General features: G+C 72.7%; 15 protein-coding genes. 2 read left to right on the top strand and 13 right to left on the bottom strand.

Annotated elements, in window-relative coordinates:
* Positions 1-98: 98 nt before the first annotated feature.
* Positions 99-1,184: a prephenate dehydrogenase gene (locus ACFVT2_RS19390; protein ID WP_390019177.1), complete on the bottom strand. Its 1,086-nt coding sequence runs from the start codon at positions 1,182-1,184 to the stop codon at positions 99-101.
* The gene (aroH, locus tag ACFVT2_RS19385; RefSeq protein ID WP_390019395.1) at positions 1,181-1,543 is read right to left on the bottom strand and encodes a chorismate mutase; all 363 of its coding nucleotides are present in this window, start codon (positions 1,541-1,543) and stop codon (positions 1,181-1,183) included. The genes ACFVT2_RS19390 and aroH overlap by 4 nt, the downstream gene beginning before the upstream one ends.
* Before the next feature lie 138 nt (positions 1,544-1,681).
* On the opposite strand from aroH, the gene ACFVT2_RS19380 reads away from it, so the two are divergent.
* On the top strand, positions 1,682-2,389 hold the full coding sequence (locus ACFVT2_RS19380) for a DNA polymerase beta superfamily protein (RefSeq protein WP_390019175.1): 708 nt from the start codon (positions 1,682-1,684) through the stop codon (positions 2,387-2,389).
* A 4-nt stretch (positions 2,390-2,393) separates the two neighbouring features.
* Here ACFVT2_RS19380 and ACFVT2_RS19375 read toward each other — a convergent pair whose 3' ends face one another.
* The 11 genes from ACFVT2_RS19375 to ACFVT2_RS19325 all read right to left on the bottom strand — a co-directional run bounded on the left by ACFVT2_RS19375 (position 2,394) and on the right by ACFVT2_RS19325 (position 15,552).
* Positions 2,394-3,212, bottom strand: coding sequence for a DNA polymerase beta superfamily protein (locus ACFVT2_RS19375; protein ID WP_390019172.1), 819 nt, complete (start codon positions 3,210-3,212; stop codon positions 2,394-2,396).
* Positions 3,205-4,215: an ADP-ribosylglycohydrolase family protein gene (locus ACFVT2_RS19370; RefSeq protein ID WP_390019170.1), complete on the bottom strand. Its 1,011-nt coding sequence runs from the start codon at positions 4,213-4,215 to the stop codon at positions 3,205-3,207. The genes ACFVT2_RS19375 and ACFVT2_RS19370 overlap by 8 nt, the downstream gene beginning before the upstream one ends.
* A gap of 170 nt (positions 4,216-4,385) precedes the next feature.
* Positions 4,386-5,498: a pseudouridine synthase gene (locus tag ACFVT2_RS19365; protein ID WP_390019168.1), complete on the bottom strand. Its 1,113-nt coding sequence runs from the start codon at positions 5,496-5,498 to the stop codon at positions 4,386-4,388.
* Positions 5,498-6,181 (bottom strand): SMC-Scp complex subunit ScpB, encoded by a 684-nt coding sequence (gene scpB, locus ACFVT2_RS19360; protein ID WP_390019165.1) that lies wholly within the window; start codon positions 6,179-6,181, stop codon positions 5,498-5,500. The genes ACFVT2_RS19365 and scpB overlap by 1 nt, the downstream gene beginning before the upstream one ends.
* On the bottom strand, positions 6,178-7,311 hold the full coding sequence (locus ACFVT2_RS19355) for a segregation and condensation protein A (protein WP_390019163.1): 1,134 nt from the start codon (positions 7,309-7,311) through the stop codon (positions 6,178-6,180). The genes scpB and ACFVT2_RS19355 overlap by 4 nt, the downstream gene beginning before the upstream one ends.
* A 125-nt stretch (positions 7,312-7,436) precedes the next feature.
* Positions 7,437-8,066: a hypothetical protein gene (locus ACFVT2_RS19350; protein ID WP_390019160.1), complete on the bottom strand. Its 630-nt coding sequence runs from the start codon at positions 8,064-8,066 to the stop codon at positions 7,437-7,439.
* Positions 8,063-9,079, bottom strand: a complete 1,017-nt coding sequence (locus ACFVT2_RS19345) for a ParA family protein (RefSeq protein ID WP_390019158.1) — start codon at positions 9,077-9,079, stop codon at positions 8,063-8,065. The genes ACFVT2_RS19350 and ACFVT2_RS19345 overlap by 4 nt, the downstream gene beginning before the upstream one ends.
* 490 nt (positions 9,080-9,569) lie before the next feature.
* Positions 9,570-10,685 carry an alanine dehydrogenase gene (gene ald / locus ACFVT2_RS19340; protein ID WP_390019393.1) on the bottom strand — a complete coding sequence of 372 codons (1,116 nt, stop codon included), beginning with the start codon at positions 10,683-10,685 and terminating at the stop codon, positions 9,570-9,572.
* Positions 10,686-10,852: 167 nt separating this feature from the next.
* A complete protein-coding gene (locus ACFVT2_RS19335) occupies positions 10,853-12,964 on the bottom strand; it encodes a tetratricopeptide repeat protein (RefSeq protein ID WP_390019156.1) in 2,112 nt (703 codons plus the stop codon).
* 192 nt (positions 12,965-13,156) lie between these two features.
* The gene (locus tag ACFVT2_RS19330; protein WP_390019153.1) at positions 13,157-13,783 is read right to left on the bottom strand and encodes an NUDIX domain-containing protein; all 627 of its coding nucleotides are present in this window, start codon (positions 13,781-13,783) and stop codon (positions 13,157-13,159) included.
* Between the two features lie 98 nt (positions 13,784-13,881).
* Positions 13,882-15,552 (bottom strand): CTP synthase, encoded by a 1,671-nt coding sequence (locus ACFVT2_RS19325; protein ID WP_390019151.1) that lies wholly within the window; start codon positions 15,550-15,552, stop codon positions 13,882-13,884.
* Between the two features lie 410 nt (positions 15,553-15,962).
* Here ACFVT2_RS19325 and ACFVT2_RS19320 point away from each other — a divergent pair, with 410 nt between their 5' ends.
* Positions 15,963-17,765: a glycoside hydrolase family 15 protein gene (locus ACFVT2_RS19320; RefSeq protein WP_390019391.1), complete on the top strand. Its 1,803-nt coding sequence runs from the start codon at positions 15,963-15,965 to the stop codon at positions 17,763-17,765.
* The last annotated feature ends 75 nt before the right edge of the window (positions 17,766-17,840 follow it).

The raw sequence follows: 17,840 nt of genomic DNA, 5'->3' as shown, positions 1-17,840 counted from the left end.
GCTGGCTCCGGTCGTCGACCGGCAATCGGGAGTACGACGAAGGGGACCAGGGCCTCGGACAAGGTTACTGGCTCGCCCGCAGCGCGCCGTCCACGGTGTCACTGCCGGATCGACCACCCCCGCTCCCGCAGCTCCGCGGTCAGCACCGGCACCGCCTGCGGCTCGACCATGAGCTGGATGAAGCCGGCCTGCTGACCGGTGGCGTGCTCGATGCGGACGTCCTCGATGTTGACCCCGGCGCGGCCGGCGTCGGCGAAGATCCGGGCCAGCTCACCGGGCTGGTCGCCGATGTAGACCGCGACGATCTCGTAGGTGGCCGGGGCGGCGCCGTGCTTGCCGGGGACCCGCTCGCGGCCGGCGTTGCCGCGGCGGAGCACGTCCTCGATGCCGTGCACGCCGCTGCCGCGCTTCTCCTCGTCGGCGGACTCCAGGGAGCGCAGCGACCGGACCGTGGCGTCGAGGTCGGCGGCGACGTCGGCCAGGACGTCGGCGACCGGGCCGGGGTTGGCGGAGAGGATGTCGATCCACATCGCGGGGTCGGAGGCGGCGATCCGGGTCACATCGCGGATGCCCTGGCCGCAGAGTCGGACGGCGGTCTCGTCGGCGCCCTTGAGGCGGGCCGCGACCAGGCTGGAGACCAGCTGCGGGGTGTGCGAGACCAGGGCGACGGCCCGGTCGTGGGCGTCCGCGTCCATCACCACCGGGACGGCCCGGCACAGCGCGACCAGCTCCAGGGCGAGGTTGAGCACCTCGGTGTCGCCGCCGGGGGACGGGGTGAGCACCCAGGGGCGCCCCTCGAAGAGGTCGGCCGTCGCGGCCAGCGGCCCGGAGCGCTCCTTGCCTGCCATCGGGTGGGTGCCGAGGTAGCCGCTCAGGTCGCAGCCGAGCGCCTCCAGCTCGCGGCGCGGGCCGCCCTTGACGCTGGCGACGTCGATGTACGCCCGGGCCGCGCCGCGCCGGATCACGCCGGCCAGCGCCGCCGCGACGTGCGCCGGGGGCACGGCCACGATGGCCAGGTCGACCGCGTCCGGGGTCGGCTCGGCGGTACCGGCGCCGAGCGCGGCGGCCGTCAGTGCCTGGGCGTGGTCGTGGTCCTCCAGGTACACCTGGACGCCGCGGGCGCTGAGCGCGAGGGCGGCCGAGGTGCCGATCAGGCCCGTTCCGATGACGAGTGCGGTTCTCACTGGGCGATGTCCTTCCGCAGCGTCGCGGCCGCGCCGAGGTAGACGTGGGCGATGCCGGCCTTGGCCAGCCCGGTCTCGACGTGGGCGAGCACCCGCACCACCCGTGGCATGGCGCCGGCCACGTCCAGCTCCTGGGCGCAGATCAGCGGGACGTCGGTGATCCCCAGGGCGCGGGCGGCGGCGGCCGGGAAGTCGCTGTGCAGATCGGGGGTGGCGGTGAACCACACGCTGATCAGATCGTCCGGCACCAGGCCGTTGCGCTCCAATATCCCGGTGAGCAGCTCGCCGACCTGCTCCCGCATGTGCTCCGCGTCGTCCCGCTCCAGCTGGACGGCTCCGCGCACGGCCCGTACCGCCACGTGCTGCTCCCCTGCGTCGTGTGCCGCGTACACGTCCGCGTACGCACTGATCAGCGTAACCAGCGCCACTGACAGCCGTGTCCCGCGCTCCCGGGAATCCGGTGGCCGGCAGCGTCCCGGCCCGGGGACAATCCCGGCATGGCGACCGCTCCCGCAACCCCCTCCGGTCATGAACTCGTCACCGGGCACACCGTCTACGCGTGCGTGATGGGCTCGCGCGCCTTCGGGCTGGCCACCGAGGCCAGTGACACCGACCGGCGCGGGGTCTATCTCGCGCCCACCGCGCTCTTCTGGCGGTTCGAGAAGCCGCCGACCCATGTGGAGGGGCCGCGCCCGGAGGAGTTCTCCTGGGAGCTGGAACGATTCTGCGAGTTGGCACTGCGCGCCAACCCCACCGTCCTGGAATGCCTGCACTCCCCGCTCGTGGAACACGCCGACGCCACCGGCCGGGAGCTGCTCGCCCTGCGCGGCGCGTTCCTCTCCCGCGAGGTGTACGAGGTCTTCGTCCACTACGGCGTCGGGCGACTCAAGCAGCTGCGGGCCGATGCCGCACGGCACGGCGCCCCCCGCTGGAAGCAGGCGATGCACCTGCTGCGCACGATGGCCGGCGCCCGCGACCTGCTCCGTACGGGCGTGCTGGGGCTGGAGGTCGGCGCGGCCCGCGAGGAGCTGCTGGCGGTCCGCCGCGGCGAGGTGCCGTGGGAGGAGGTGGAGCGCCGGCTCGCGGTGCTGTCCGCGGAGGCGGAGGCGGCGCTGCCCGGCTCGCCGCTGCCCGTCGGGCCGGACCGGGCCCGGGTCGCGGACTTCCTGCACCGCACCCGCCGCGCCTCGGCCCTGCGGGGCTGACCGCTCAGGTGCCGGCCGCGGCGCCGCCCAGCCGGACCCGGACGACCAGGTCGTGCAGCGCGTCCCGGCCGACCGGCGCCGCCGCCGGCAGCACGGTGGCGGCCTGGGCGTCGTCCAGCCGGGCGTGCAGCGCCGCGACGTCGGCGCGCAGCCGGTCCGGGGGCACCACGTCGCCCGCCGGTCCGTGTTCGGCCGCCTTCTTGGCGGCGATGAGTTCCGGTACGTAGGCGGGTGCGTCCGGCTCACCGGCCAGGGTGGGCAGGTGGGGTTCCAGCCGGCCGGCGGCCATGAGGTGGATGCCGGTCAGCAGCACCCGCAGGGTGTACAGCAGCGGCTTCAGCTCGCCGGTCTTCTCGAAGAGCCGCCACTGGGTGCCCGCGAACCCCCGGTAGTGATGGGCGTGGTGGGTGGTGAGGAGACCGGGCGCGAGCGCGGTCAGCTCCCGGTGGACCGGCGTGGTGTGCACGACCAGGGGGGAGAGCAGCTGCTCCAGGACGTAGCCGTTGGGCCGCAGCAGCAGTCGGGCGAACTTCCGCAGGTCGTGCGTGACGAGGTCCATCTCCACACCGTCGTACTCCCCCATGAGGGTCCGGGTCTCCTCCGGCTCGCGCAGCCCCACGAGGTCGGCCGCCGGCAGCAGGTGGACGCCACGCAGGTCCACGTCGGAGTCGCGGGAGGGGAAGCCGTACAGGTGGGCGCCGGAGACCGTGGCGAAGAGCAGCGGATCACGCTGTTGCGCGAGGAGGGCGGCCAGATCGACGGTGGGCAGGCCGGCCGCCCGTAGGACCGCGTCCCGGTCCGCGGCCACGGAGGTCTCAGGCATCCCAGGCCGCCCCGAGGGCCAGGAGTTCCGTGCGGTACTCGATGCGGGCGGTCCACTCCCGGGGCCAGGCGTCGGCGCCGAGCCGGGCGCCGGCGAAGGCACCGGCGAGGCAGGCGATCGAGTCGGAGTCGCCGGAGGTGCAGGCGGCCCGGCGCAGGGCGGTGACCGGCTCGTCGGGGAAGAGCAGGAAGCACAGCAGGCCGGTGGCCAGCGCCTCCTCCGCGATCCAGCCGGCGCCGGTGGCCAGGCACGGGTCGGCCTCCCGGTCCGGTGCGGCGAGCGCCGCGTCCAGCCGGTCCAGGACACCCAGGCAGTCGTCCCAGCCGCGGGCGATGAACGCCGTCGGGGACGGGTCCTGGGAGCGCCGCCAGAGGTCGCCGAGCCAGTCCTCGCGGTAGGTGGTGCGCTGGGCGTGGGCGTGGGCGCGCAGCAGGCCGGGCAGCTCGGCGGGGCGCGCGCCGTCGGCGAGGGCGCGCACGGCGTACGCCGTGAGGTCGCTGGCGGCGAGCGCGGTGGGGTGCCCGTGGGTGAGCGCGGACTGCAACTGGGCGGCGCCGGCGCGCTGCCCGGAGGTGAGTCCGGGCACCAGCCCGAGGGGCGCCACCCGCATGTTGGCGCCGCACCCCTTGGACCCGATCTGGCTGGCCTCCGCCCAGGTCCGGTCCGCGCCCGCGAGCAGTGCGCAGGCCCGGAGGCAGGTGCCGCCCGGTGCCCGGTTGTTGTCGGGCGAGCGCCACCAGGCCACGTACTCCCGCCGGACCGGTGGCGCGAGCGTCGCTGCGGTCAGCTCGCCGCCGTCCAGGGCCGTGCGCAGTCCGCGCCCCAGTGCCAGGGTCATCTGGGTGTCGTCGGTGACGAAGGCGGGCTCGGGCAGGCCCATCTCCCGCCAGGGCCCGCACTTGGCGAGGATCGCCGGTACGTCGTTGAACTCCGTCGGGAAGCCGAGCGCGTCACCGAGCGCAAGCCCGATGAGCGAGCCGGTCGCCGCGGTCGGTGCACCCACCGGTACGCCCGTCGATGCACCCGTCGATGCAGCCGTCAGTGCACCCCTCGGTGCCCGCATCGGTTCCCCCATGAAAAACCACCCCTTAATCGTCATGATGACATTAAGGGGTGGTGAGCGGCCCCCGCAAGCGGCGGCCGGTCCCGACGGACCTCGACGGGCGCCGATCCTTAGAGATCGACCTCCCGCATCAGCATCCCGACCTCGGTGTTGGTCATCCGGCGCAGCCAACCCGACTTCTGGTCGCCCAGCGCGATCGGGCCGAAGTGCGTACGGACCAGCTTGTCCACCGGGAAACCGGCCTCGGAGAGCATCCGGCGCACGATGTGCTTGCGGCCCTCGTGCAGGGTGACCTCGACGAGGTAGTTCTTGCCGGTGTTCTCCACGACCCGGAAGTGGTCGGCCCGGGCGTAGCCGTCCTCCAGCGGGATGCCGTCCTTGAGCCGCTTGCCCAGGTCGCGCGGGAGCGGGCCCTGGACGGCCGCCAGGTAGGTCTTGGTGACGCCGTAGCGCGGGTGCGTGAGGCGGTGGGCCAGCTCACCGTGGTTGGTGAGCAGGATGATGCCCTCGGTCTCGGTGTCCAGCCGGCCGACGTGGAACAGCCGGGTCTCCCGGTTGGTGACGTAGTCGCCCAGGCACTGGCGACCGTCCGGGTCCTCCATCGTGGAGACCACACCGGCGGGCTTGTTCAGCGCGAAGAAGAGGTACGACTGGGTGGCGACCGTCAGGCCGTCGACCTTGATCTCGTCCTTCTCCGGGTCGACCCGGAGACCCTGCTCCATGACGACCTTGCCGTTGACCTCGACCCGCGCCTGGTCGATCAGCTCCTCGCAGGCACGCCGGGAGCCCATACCGGCCCTGGCCAGCACCTTCTGGAGCCGCTCGCCCTCCTGCTCGCCGAAGGTCTTGGGGGTCTTGACCTGCGGCTTGTTGTCGTAGCGGGCGCGGTTGCGCTCCTCGATCTTGGCGTCGTACTCGCGGGGCCGTGCGGGGGCCTGGCCGCGGCCGCGCTGCTGACCGCTGCCCTTACCGCCCGGCCGGCCGCCCTGGGACGCGCCGGTACGCGGACCGCCCTTGGCACCGCCGCGGGCCGCCGCGCCCCGGGCGCCGCTCGTGCCACGGCCGCCGCGCTCGTCGCCGCCGGCGGATCCGCCCACGTCGTAGCGGCGCTCCTCGGGACGGGGGCGGCCCGCGCGCTGCTGCTTGTCGTCCCGCTTGTTGCCTGCGCCGCGGTGGTTGCCCTTACCGCCGCCGCTGCTGCTGTTCCTGCCGCTGCTTCGCATCAATGATCCGTCTGAGAGTCGCCGCTGTCGTCTACGTCGAACGACGGGATACCTTCCGGGGAGTCGCCCTCGACCGCGTCCGCCTCCGGGAGGAACGGTGCCAACTCAGGGAGCTCGTCCAGGCCGCGCAGGCCCATCCGCTCCAGAAAGTAATTCGTCGTCCTGTACAGGATCGCACCTGTTTCAGGTTCCGTCCCCGCCTCCTCCACCAGGCCGCGCTGGAGGAGCGTGCGCATCACGCCGTCGCAGTTGACTCCGCGGACGGCCGAGACGCGGGAACGGCTGACCGGCTGACGGTACGCGACCACGGCCAGAGTCTCCAATGCGGCCTGGGTGAGCCGGGCCTGCTGGCCGTCCAGGACGAAGCTCTCCACCGCGTCCGCGTACGCGGCCCGGGAGGAGAACCGCCACCCGCCGGCCACCAGCCGCAGGTCGAAGCCGCGGCCCTGCCGGGTGTAGTCGTCGGACAGCTCGCGCAGCGCCAGCGCCACCGCCCGGCGGGGCCGCTGGAGCACCCGGGACAGATGCTCCTCGGTCGCCGGCTCGTCGACGACCATGAGGACGGCCTCCAGCGCGGGCTTCAGCTCCAGCGCGGCCACGCCCAGCGCGCCGGCCGGCGTCTCCTCGGGAGCACCGCGCTCCCCGGGCCCCTGCTCGGTGCTCTCGTATCCCACGCTGCTCACGCCGGCTCCTCCTCTTCCGTCTCCGCGCGGTCCGCCGTGTCGTCCGCGTCCTGGTCTGCCGGCCCGCCTGGTTCCCGGTCGAACTCGTCGGTGACCTGGGGGGCGGCCCCCGCCACGCCCGTCCAACGGACCATGAGCGCGCCCAGCGCCTCCTCTTGGTCCAGGGCGACCACCCGCTCCCGGTAGAGCTCCAGCAGCGCCAGGAAGCGCGCGACGACGGTGAGGGTGTCCGGGGCGTCGGCGATCAGCTCCTGGAAGCCGGCCACGCCGGCCGCGCGCAGCTGCGCCATCACCACCTCGGCCTGCTCCCGGACGCTGACCAGCGGCGCGTGGATGTGGTCGACGTAGACCTGCGGTTCCGCCCGGGGCTGCATCGCCTTCACCGCGAGCTTGGCGAACCCCTCCGCCCCGATGCTGATCACGACCTCGGGCAGCAGCTCCGCGTGGTGCGGCTCCAACCCGACGGTACGGGGGAAGCACCGCGCCTCCTCGGCCAGCCGGCCGCTGAAGATCTCCGCGATCTGCTTGTACGCGCGGTACTGGAGCAGCCGCGCGAAGAGCAGGTCCCGGGCTTCCAGGAGGGCGAGGTCGGCCTCGTCCTCCACTTCGGCGACGGGCAGCAGCCGGGCCGCCTTGAGGTCGAGCAGGGTGGCCGCGACGACCAGGAATTCGGTGGTCTGGTCGAGGTCCCAGTCCGGCCCCATGGCCCGGATGTGGGCCATGAACTCGTCGGTCACCCTGGAGAGCGCGACCTCGGTGACGTCCAGCTTGTGCCGGGAGATCAGCTGGAGCAGGAGGTCGAAGGGCCCCTCGAAGTTGTCCAGCCGGAGCGTGAACCGGCCGTCCCCGCCTGCCGGGGGCGTCTCCGCGGCCCTCTCCGGCCCGTCCACGGAAGCCTCCACGGCCGTCCCCGCGGCCTCCTGTGGAGCCATCCCCGTACCCTGCACCGCCGGGGCCGCCACGACGCCCGCCACGCCCTCCACGACCCCCTCCGGGGCCGCCTCGGCGGGCGCCTCGGCGGGCGCCTCGGGCTCCGCCGCCAGAACGGCGCCCGGCCCCCTTCCAAGGGCACGGCGGGTGTGGTGCGGGGCGGGGGAAGTGTCGTCGGCGGCGGCGTCGGGCGTCGGCATGGCGGTCCAGGGTGCTGCGGTCCCGCGCCGGGGCGGGGGGCTGGTCACGGCGGGACACCCCGCCGAAGTGGCAGGCTATCCCGCCGTGCGCCGGGCACCGGCCCACAGGGCGTGTCGGACGGGCCTCAGCGGCCCCGGAGCCGCCGCACCAGGATGCTGGCGTCCCCGCGCGACTCCAGGTCGGCGAGGACCACGGCCACCGCCTCGCGGACGATCCGGCCGCGGTCGACCGCGAGGCCGTGCTCGCCGCGCAGGACCAGGCGGGCGTGTTCGAGGTCCATGAGCTCCTCGGCGGAGACATAGACGGTGATCTTCTCGTCGTGCCGTTCCCGGCCGCTGGGGCGGCGGTTGGCACCGCGCGACCGACGGCGGCCCGAGGCACCGGCCGGCGCCGCGGCCTCCCGCTCGGCGCGGACCGCCCGGTCGGCCGACGTCCGCTGCCCCGCGGGAGCCTCGGGCTCCGGCTCGCGGCCGCCGTGCTCTACCGGCGCCGCGGCGGGCGCCGTACGCGTTGCACCGGAGGCGCCGTCACCGGCCGCCGCCTCACCGTCCGGCCCGCCACCGGCCCGCCGCCGACGCGCAGCGGGGGCCTCCCCGGCCGTGTCCGGCGCGGGGTCCGACTCACCGGCCGGCGCGGGCACCCGGGCGTCCTCGCCCCCGGTGGCCGCGCTGCCGGCCGGACGGCGGGGAGTGGACGACTGCAGACCCACTCCCCCGGTCGTGCGGAACAGTTCGTCGGCTCCCGGCAGACTCACTCGGCGTGACACCGGGCGAGCACCTCCCTGGCGAGCTGGCGATAGGCCGCGGCCCCCACGGAGTTGGAGGCGTAGGTGGTGATCGGCTCACCGGCGACGGTGGTCTCCGGGAAGCGGACCGTACGGCCGATGACGGTGTGGTAGACGTGGTCGTCGAACGCCTCGACGACGCGCGCCAGGACCTCGCGGCTGTGCACGGTCCGGGAGTCGTACATCGTCGCCAGGATGCCGTCCAGCTGGAGTTCGGGGTTGAGCCGCTCCTGGACCTTCTCGATCGTCTCGGTGAGCAGCGCGACACCGCGCAGCGCGAAGAACTCGCACTCCAGCGGCACGATGACCTTGTGAGCGGCCGTCAGGGCGTTGACGGTCAGCAGGCCGAGCGAGGGCTGGCAGTCGATGACGATGTAGTCGTAGTCGGGCAGCAGCGGCTTCAGGGCCCGCTGGAGCGTCGACTCACGGGCGACCTCGCTGACCAACTGCACCTCTGCCGCTGACAAATCGATATTGCTGGGCAGCAGGTCCATGTTGGGGACCGCGGTCTTGAGCAGGACCTCGTCGGCCGACATGCCCCGCTCCATGAGCAGGTTGTAGACCGTCAGATCCAGTTCCATCGGGTTGACGCCGAGCCCGACCGACAGCGCACCCTGCGGGTCGAAGTCGACGAGCAGCACCCGGCGGCCGTATTCGGCGAGTGCGGCGCCCAGGTTGATGGTCGAGGTGGTCTTGCCGACCCCGCCCTTCTGGTTGCACATCGCGATGATCTTCGCCGGACCGTGGTCCGACAGCGGCCCCGGGATGGGGAAATAGGGAAGGGGGCGCCCGGTCGGGCCGACCCGTTCGCGGCGCTGGCGCGCGGCGTCCGGTGCGAGCGTGGCCGCGTATTCGGGGTCCGGCTCGTACTCGGCATCCGGGTCGTAGAAGTGCCCCGCGGGCAGGTCGTCGTAGTCGGCGAGACGGGCGGGTTCTCCACTGCCCCGGTCGCCGGCCATGGCGTTCACGTGTTGGCCGTCCATGCTCTGGTGGGCTGTCGTGGAAGTGCTGTGATGGGCTGCGAAGGTGTGGACCGCTACGGAGCCGACAGCCTCGCGCCCCGAGGGACCGTGGCCCCGTGCAACCGCTCCTGGCCGACCACCTCCGGGAGTAAATGTCGACTCATTCACAAGTCGTCTTACCTCCTTGGACGGGACCAGGAAACTTATCGATAGGTCAGCGTGGCACCATGCCGACGGTTGGCGACTCTATGGCGTGTCGGGCGTCCGCAGCAACACAATCCGCCGGACCCGGCCCGATGTGTCGGTAACAGAACCCCCCGATGTCAAGAGTGCACAGCGCACAAGACGGATGTTTCGGGGGTACGCGAATCGGTTAAAGGGTTACGTTCGCGGCGAGTTGAGAGCCGACCGCCCGGAGCCGCCCGCGGGGCGTGTCGCACATGCGACCGGCCGGGCCCTGTCGAGGGGGCCCGGCCGGTCGTGCGGCGTTTGACGCGTGCGGTTGACGCCTTTAGCCGAGGAGGGTGCGCAGTTCCACGTACTCCAGGCCGTGGGCCTGGGCGACCTCGGGGTAGACGACCTTGCCGTCGTGGGTGTTCAGGCCCTTGGCCAGCGCGGGGTCACGGCGCAGCGCCTCGACCCAACCGCGGTTCGCCAGCTCCACGATGTAGGGCAGCGTGGCGTTGGTGAGGGCGTAGGTGGAGGTGTTGGGCACCGCGCCGGGCATGTTGGCGACGCAGTAGAAGACCGAGTTGTGGACCGGGAAGGTCGGCTCGGCGTGCGTGGTCGGCTTGGAGTCCTCGAAGCAGCCGCCCTGGTCGATGGCGATGTCGACAAGGACACTACCGGGCTTCATCTTGGCGACGAGCTCGTTGGTGACCAGCTTCGGGGCCTTGGCACCCGGAATCAGGACCGCACCGACGACGAGGTCGGCCTCGACGACGGCCTTCTCCAGCTCGTAGGCGTTGGAGACGATCGTCTGCACCTTGGTGCCGAAGATCTTGTCGGCCTCGCGGAGCTTGTTGATGTCCCTGTCGAGCAGGGTGACGTGGAAGCCGAGGCCCACCGCGATCTGCACCGCGTTCCAGCCGGAGACGCCACCGCCGATGACGACGGCCTTGCCGGCCTGGACGCCGGGGACGCCACCGGGCAGCACGCCGCGGCCGCCGACCTGGCGCATCAGGTGGTAGGCGCCGACCTGCGGGGCGATCCGGCCCGCGACCTCGGACATCGGGGCCAGCAGCGGCAGCGCGCGGCTGGCGGTCTCGACGGTCTCGTAGGCGATCGCGGTGGTGCCGGACGCCAGCAGGGCGTCCGTGCACTCCTTGGACGCGGCCAGGTGCAGGTAGGTGAAGAGGGTCTGGTCCTTGCGGAGGCGGTGGTACTCCTCCGCGATCGGCTCCTTGACCTTCAGCAGCAGGTCAGCGGTGGCCCACACCTCGTCGGCGGTGCCGAGGATCGTGGCACCGGCGGAGGTGTACTCCTCGTTCGGGATGGACGAGCCGAGGCCGGCGTCCGTCTCGATGAAGACCTGGTGGCCGTTGCGGACCAGCTCGTGGACTCCGGCGGGCGTGATAGCCACCCGGAACTCGTTGTTCTTGACCTCGCGGGGGATGCCGACCTTCACGTCGATCACGGTCCTTGAATGAGAGCTTGCAGAAGGAATTATCCCTCATGCGATGCATGACGGAACTGACCGCGCCGGACGCGGCCCGACCAGTCTATTGAAGGACCTCGCGTTGTCTAGCCTTGCAAAGGGCCAATTTTTCGAAAGACCACTACCGATTTCGTAGGTCACTCGGGGTGCTCCTGACGCAATCGCTCCCCCGCCGCCCGGTGGAGCCGTGCCGCTGCTGGGTCACCGAGCCGCTCAAGGATCTCCGCAATCCGTAGCTGGAGGCGCGTCTCCAGCGCCCCGTCGGCCGCCGCACGGGCGAAATCGAGGGCCTCCAGGTGGCTCCGCAGCGCCTCGTCCAGCTGCCCGGCGTGCTCGTGGACCCCCGCCGCCGCCTCCGCCGCACGCGCCTGACCTGCGGAATCACCGAGCCTGCGGGAGGTACGGGCGGCCGCTCGGCAGTCCTTGAGGGCCTGCTCGTAACGGCCCGCGCGGCCGTGTGCGACGCCGATCCGGGCGTGCAGCCGGGCCGCGTCGGCCCGCTCGCCCCGGGCCAGCCGCAGCTCCAGCGCCCGCCCGTACCAGTCGGCGGCCCGGACCCAGTCGCCCAACTCGCTGTAGGTGTCGCCCAGCGACTCCAGCGCCCGCCCGGTGGCCATCGGGTCCTTCACCGACCGGGCCGCCTCCAGCGCACCCCGGTACCGGGTGAGCGCCTGCTCCATCCGGTCGGCACCGGCGTCCAGGTCGCCGAGGTTGAGCAGGGCGGCGGCCTGCTCGCGCGGCAACGGGCGCCGCGCGGCGACCCGCAGGACCAACTCGTGCAGGGCGTAGAGGTCGGGCGCGGCCGCCTCGGGGCCGTGGTGCGCGAGCAGCGCCCGGGTGAGCGCGGCGATCAACCGCCGGTCCAGCGTGTCGAGTTGACCGTCCTCGACGGCGATCCGGGCGGCGTCCAACAGGGCGCCCCGACGGGTGTACAGCCAGTGCGCGGCGGCGGCCCGGGTGGCGAAGCGCAGCGGGCGGGGCAGCTCACCGGCCTTGCGGCGGGCGGGAGAACCCTCCGGCTCGGCGGCCGCCCGGCAGGACTGGACCAGCCGTACGGTCCGCTCCAACATCCGGGCCCTGGCCAACTGGACGTCGGCCGGCCGCTCTTGCTCCCGGAGCAGCTCCCGGGAGAGCGGGACCAGGCAGCCGGGGAGCCGGTACCGGGGACCGATCGCCACATCGGCGGGCGGGGCGCCCGGCCCCTCCTCCTCGGGCAGCGGCCGCAGCAGGCCGAGCGCGACGAAGTCGTGCAGGACCGCGGCGGCGGCCGGGACCGTGCAGCCACCCAGCGCGGCGGCCGTGTGCGGGTCCACCAGGCCGTCCGGGGCGAGGGTGGCCAGCCGCAGTATCCGGGCGGCGGTCTGCGGCAGCGCGTCGTAGGTGAGGCGGAAGGCGCGGTGGAGGGGGTGGGCGCCGGCCGGCAGGTCCGGCGGCAGCGGGACGGCCAGCAGCGCCTGGCGCAGGTCGGCGACGGAGAGCTTGGGGCGGGCGGCGAGCCAGGCGCCCGCCAGTATCAGGGCCGCGGGCTGGCCGCCGCACTCCTGCGCGACGGCCTCCGCGGTCCGCGGATCGACGGTGACCCGGGTCGGTCCCGCGTAGTGGCACAGCACTTCGACCGCGGCCGCGGTGTCCAGCCCGCCCAGCGCACACGGCCGGACGTCCGAGATGCCGGTCAGCGGGCCCTGCGAGACCACCACGACCAGGCAGTCCGGGGCGTCCGGAATCAGCGGTTCGACCTCCTCGGCACCCGGCGCGTCGTCCAGCAGGAGCACCGTCCGCCGCCCGGCCAGGGCCGCGCGCACCGCCTCCGCGAGCTCGTCCTCGCCGGCGCCCGGCGGGGCGTCGGTGCCCAGCACGGCGAGCAGGTCGCGGGCGGTTCGGGAGAGGCCGGCCGGGGCGCCGTCGCGGCCGGTCAGGACGGCGCGCAATACCCCGTCGGGGTACTCGTCCGCGATCTCCCGCAGCAGCGCCTCGGCCAGGGTGGTGCGGCCGGAGCCGGGACGGCCGGCGATCAGCAGCACCCGGCTGCGGGCGCCGCGGCGGCCGGTGAGGGTGTCCAGGCCGGCCTGCCGGATGTCGGCGCGCAGCGCCTTGAGTTCATGGCGGCGGCCGGCGAATCCGGGGAGGTCGGAGCGGAGGGCGGCACCGTCCTGGCGGGGCAGCGTCGCCCGCCGTTCCCGGGCCGCCGGGCCGGGCCCGCGCGCCGCCTCCGGCGCACGGTACCCCCCGCCCACCACCTGATCCGTCACCGGTCACGCTCCCGTCCGCCTGCGCCCGCCGTCCCGCTCGCGGACGCGTACGGGAACCCTGCCGAGCGTAGTTCACGACCCGTCACGTCCCGTGTGGAGCAGGGCCGTTGGATCACTCGATCGGATCAGCCGATCATCCGACCGGGCGGCGGGCGGAGCTGCGGGCCGGGGTGGCGGCACCCGGCCCCGGGGTCAGGCTTCGAAGGGGCGGGCCGGCCAGGGCGCGTCGGCCGGCCGGAGGGCGTCCAGGCCGTCGCCGGCCTGCGCGGCGGTGAGCGCCAGCACCCCGACGACCAGGCAGTTGTTCTGCAACTCGCCGGCGAGCACCCCGCGGACCAGTTCGCCCACCGGGACCCGCGCCAGCTCCATCTCGGCCTCCTCCTCGGAGACCTCGAAGCGCTCCCCTTCGGCCTCGGCCAGCCCGCGGGCCAGGAAGACCCGCACCGCCTCGTCACTGCCGCCCGGGGTGGTGTAGACGTCGGTCAGCACCCGCCAGTCCTCGGCCTTGACGTGGGCCTCCTCGTACAGCTCGCGCTGTGCGGCGTGCAGCGGGTTCTCCCCGGGGACGTCGAGCAGCCCGGCGGGGATCTCCCACAGCTTCCGCCGCACGGGGTGGCGGTACTGGTGCAGGACCAGCACCCGGCCGGCGTCGTCGAGGGCGAGGACCGCAACCGAGCCCGGGTGGACCTGGTAGTCGCGGCTGACGGTGGCACCGTCCGGCATGACGACCCGGTCGGTGCGCACGCTGGTCTTGGCCCCGGTGAACGGCGTGGTGGTCCCGGTGACCGTCCACTCCTCCGCGGTGTCCTTGATCGCCATACGCGTCCTCCTGTGTGTACCTGTGCCAACGCGGAAACCGGGGTACCGCCTCCCGGGAGGAGGCCGTACCCCGGCAACCGTAACCGGCTGGGCGCCGCTTACTTCTTGGCGCCCGACTTCCGTGCTGCTTCCTGCCGTTCGACGGCCGCCTTCACCAGGCCGGCGAAGAGCGGGTGCGGACGGGTCGGGCGGGACCGCAGCTCCGGGTGCGCCTGGGTGGCGACCAGGTAGGGGTGGACCTCGCGCGGGTACTCGACGTACTCGACCAGCTTGTTGTCCGGGGAGGTGCCGGAGAACAGCAGGCCGGCCTTCTTCTCCAGCTCACCGCGGTAGGCGTTGTTGACCTCGTAGCGGTGGCGGTGGCGCTCCTCGACGTAGGGCTCGCCGCCGTAGACCTCGCGGACGATGGAGCCCTCGGCGAGCTTGGCCGGGTACATGCCCAGTCGCATGGTGCCGCCCATGTCGCCCTCGCCGGCGACGATGTCCATCTGCTCGGCCATCGTGGAGATCACCGGGTGGGTGGCGGCCGGGTCGAACTCGGTGGAGTTGGCGCCCTCGATGCCGGCGAGGTTGCGGGCCGCCTCGATCACCACGCACTGCAGGCCCAGGCAGAGGCCGAGCAGCGGGAGCTTGTTCTCCCGGGCGTAGGTGATCGCGCCGACCTTGCCGTCCACGCCGCGGTCGCCGAAGCCGCCGGGGACGCAGATCGCGTCGCAGTCGGCGAGCTGCGCACGGGCGCCGGCCGGGGTCTTGCAGTCGTCGGAGGTGACCCACTTGATCTTGACGCGGGCCTTGTTGGCGAAGCCGCCGGCGCGCAGGGCCTCGGTGACCGAGAGGTAGGCGTCGGGCAGGTCGATGTACTTGCCGACCAGCGCGACCTTGACCTCGTGCGCGGGGTTGTGGACCCGGTCGAGCAGGTCCGCCCACTGGGTCCAGTCCACGTCGCGGAACGGCAGGTCCAGCTTGCGTACGACGTAGGCGTCCAGGCCCTCGGCGTGCACGACCTTGGGGATGTCGTAGATCGACGGGGCGTCCGGGCAGGCGATGACCGCGGCCTCGTCGACGTCGCACATCAGCGAGATCTTGCGCTTGATGGCGGTCGGCACCTCGCGGTCGGCGCGCAGCACGATCGCGTCGGGCTGGATGCCGATGTTGCGCAGCGCGGCGACCGAGTGCTGGGTCGGCTTGGTCTTCAGCTCACCGGACGGGCCGATGTACGGGAGCAGCGAGATGTGCACGACGAAGACGTTGTCCCGGCCGACCTCGTGGCGGACCTGGCGGACGGTCTCCAGGAACGGCAGCGACTCGATGTCGCCGACCGTGCCGCCGACCTCGGTGATGACCACGTCGACGTCGTCGGTGGCCAGCCGTCGGATGCGGTGCTTGATCTCGTTGGTGATGTGCGGGATGACCTGCACGGTGTCGCCGAGGTACTCACCGCGCCGCTCCTTGGCGATCACGGTGTTGTAGACCTGGCCGGTGGTGACGTTCGCCGAGCCGTCGAGGTCGACGTCGAGGAAGCGCTCGTAGTGGCCGATGTCCAGGTCGGTCTCGGCACCGTCGTTGGTGACGAAGACCTCACCGTGCTGGAACGGGTTCATCGTGCCGGGGTCGACGTTGAGGTACGGGTCGAGCTTCTGCATCGTGACCCGCAGGCCGCGCGCCTTCAGGAGCGCACCCAGGCTGGAGGCGGTGAGCCCCTTGCCGAGCGAGGAGGCGACGCCCCCCGTGACGAAGAGGTGCTTGGTCGTCGAAGATTTGGGCGGCATGGCCAAGAGGGGGCTCCCGTGGTCGCGAGGTGGAGAGGTGCGACGGGACTTCGGTCCTGAGATTCAGGGGTGCCGTCGCTGCGGTTCGGGGGTGCCGCATTTCTGCTGGGTCCCACCGGTCCACGGGGTACCAGGCTATCAGCGACCGGGCATGGTCGCGTCCGGCCACGCACCGAAAGGGGTCCTCGACCAGGCCACCCAATCGGACCACCCCCACTCGACGTGAGCATCGCGCGGAGCACCCCCCTGCGTCGTATCCTGCTCGGACACTCGCTACGAGCCGTCCGGGAAGGCACCACCTCGGAGGTGCCCCCAGCCCGATTTCCGGTCCCGCTGCTCGGCGACGTTTCATGGGCAGGACGGACAGCACACAACGTCCCATGGGGGGCGTGACTCCAGTTCGACGGGAGATGCACGTGGCCGGGCGCATCGAGGACTACGCACTTATCGGTGATATGCAGACCGCCGCTCTCGTGTGCCGGGACGGCACGGTCGACTGGCTGTGCCTGCCCCGATTCGACTCGCCGGCGGTCTTCGCGGGGCTGCTGGGCACCGAGGAGCACGGCTTCTGGCAGCTGGGGCCGGCCGTCGCGGACGGCCCGCGGGCCGCGGACCGGCGGCGCTACCGAGGGGACTCACTCGTCCTGGAGTCCGAGTGGGACACTCCGCGCGGTACCGTCCGGGTGATCGACTTCATGCCGCCGCGGGACGGCGCGCCCCAGGTCATCCGGATCGTGGAGGGCGTCAGCGGCCGGGTGCCGATGCGGTCGGAGCTGCGGATGCGGTTCGCGTACGGCTGGGTGGTGCCCTGGGTCCACAAGGTGGACGGCCGGACCGTCGCGGTCGCCGGGCCCGACTCGGTGTGGCTGGACACCGCCGCCGAGACCTACGGCAAGGACCTGACGACGTACTCCGACTTCACGGTGTCGCCGGGCGAGCGGATCGCGTTCACGATCAGCTGGCAGCCCTCGCACCACGGGCCGCCGGCCCTGGCGGACCCGCAGGGGTCGCTGGAGGCGACCGAGGAGTTCTGGCGGGAGTGGGTCGAGCACTGCACGTACCACGGGCCCTACCGGGACGCGGTGGTGCGCTCGCTGATCACGCTCAAGGCGCTGACGTACGCGCCGACCGGCGGGATCGTGGCGGCGCCGACGACGTCGTTGCCGGAGTGCATCGGCGGGATCCGCAACTGGGACTACCGCTTCACCTGGCTGAGGGACGCGGCGATCACCCTGTCGTCGCTGCTCCGCACCGGCTACCGCGAGGAGGCCCGGGCGTGGCGCGAGTGGCTGCTGCGGGCGGTGGCCGGCGACCCGGAGAACCTCCAGATCATGTACGGCATCGCCGGTGAGCGGGAGCTCGGCGAGACCGAGCTCAAGTGGCTGCCCGGGTACGAGGATTCGCGCCCGGTACGGGTCGGCAACGGCGCCGCCGGCCAGCTCCAGCTGGACGTCTACGGCGAGGTCACCGAGGCACTGCACCTGGCGCACATGACCGGGCTGGCCCGCAACGACTACGCCTCGCTGCTCCAGATCAAGCTGATCGCGTGGGTGGAGAAGCACTGGGACGAGCCGGACGAGGGCATCTGGGAGGTGCGCGGGCCGCGCCGGCACTTCGTGCACTCCAAGGTCATGACCTGGGTCGCGGTGGACCGCACGGTGAAGCTGATCGAGTCCGGGGACGTGGACGGCCCGCTGGAGCGGTGGAAGGACCTGCGGGAGACCATCCACCGGGACGTCTGCGAGAAGGGTTACGACAAGGAGCGGAACACCTTCACCCAGTCCTACGGCTCGCAGGAGCTGGACGCGTCGCTGCTGCTGATCCCGCAGGTCGGGTTCCTGCCGCCGGACGACAAGCGGGTCATCGGCACCATCGAGGCGATCCAGCGGGAGCTGTCCACCGAGGACGGGTTCGTGCTGCGGTACCCGACGTCCGGTGAGGGGCTCGGGGTGGACGGCCTCGAAGGCGACGAGGGGGCGTTCCTGGCCTGTTCGTTCTGGCTGGCCGACGACCTGGCGATGATCGGCCGGGTGGAGGAGGCCCGCAAGCTCTTCGAGAAGCTGCTCTCGCTCCGCAACGACCTGGGGCTGCTCGCCGAGGAGTGGGACTCCAAGCTCCAGCGGCAGGTGGGGAACTTCCCGCAGGCGTTCAGCCACGTTCCGCTGATCGACACGGCGCTGCGGCTGACCGCCAGTGGGGCATACGGAGGTTGACGCCCCCTTCGGGGCGTCAACCACCCGGTGGTCTTCGCTTCGGTCGGGGTCCGGCTTTCCGCCGGGTTCCGCCGG

This window comes from Streptomyces sp. NPDC058000 (assembly GCF_042886435.1).
Classification (GTDB): Bacteria; Actinomycetota; Actinomycetes; order Streptomycetales; family Streptomycetaceae; genus Streptomyces.
Note: the sequence above shows the minus strand (reverse complement) of the source record. Positions and strands in the feature narration are given on the sequence as shown.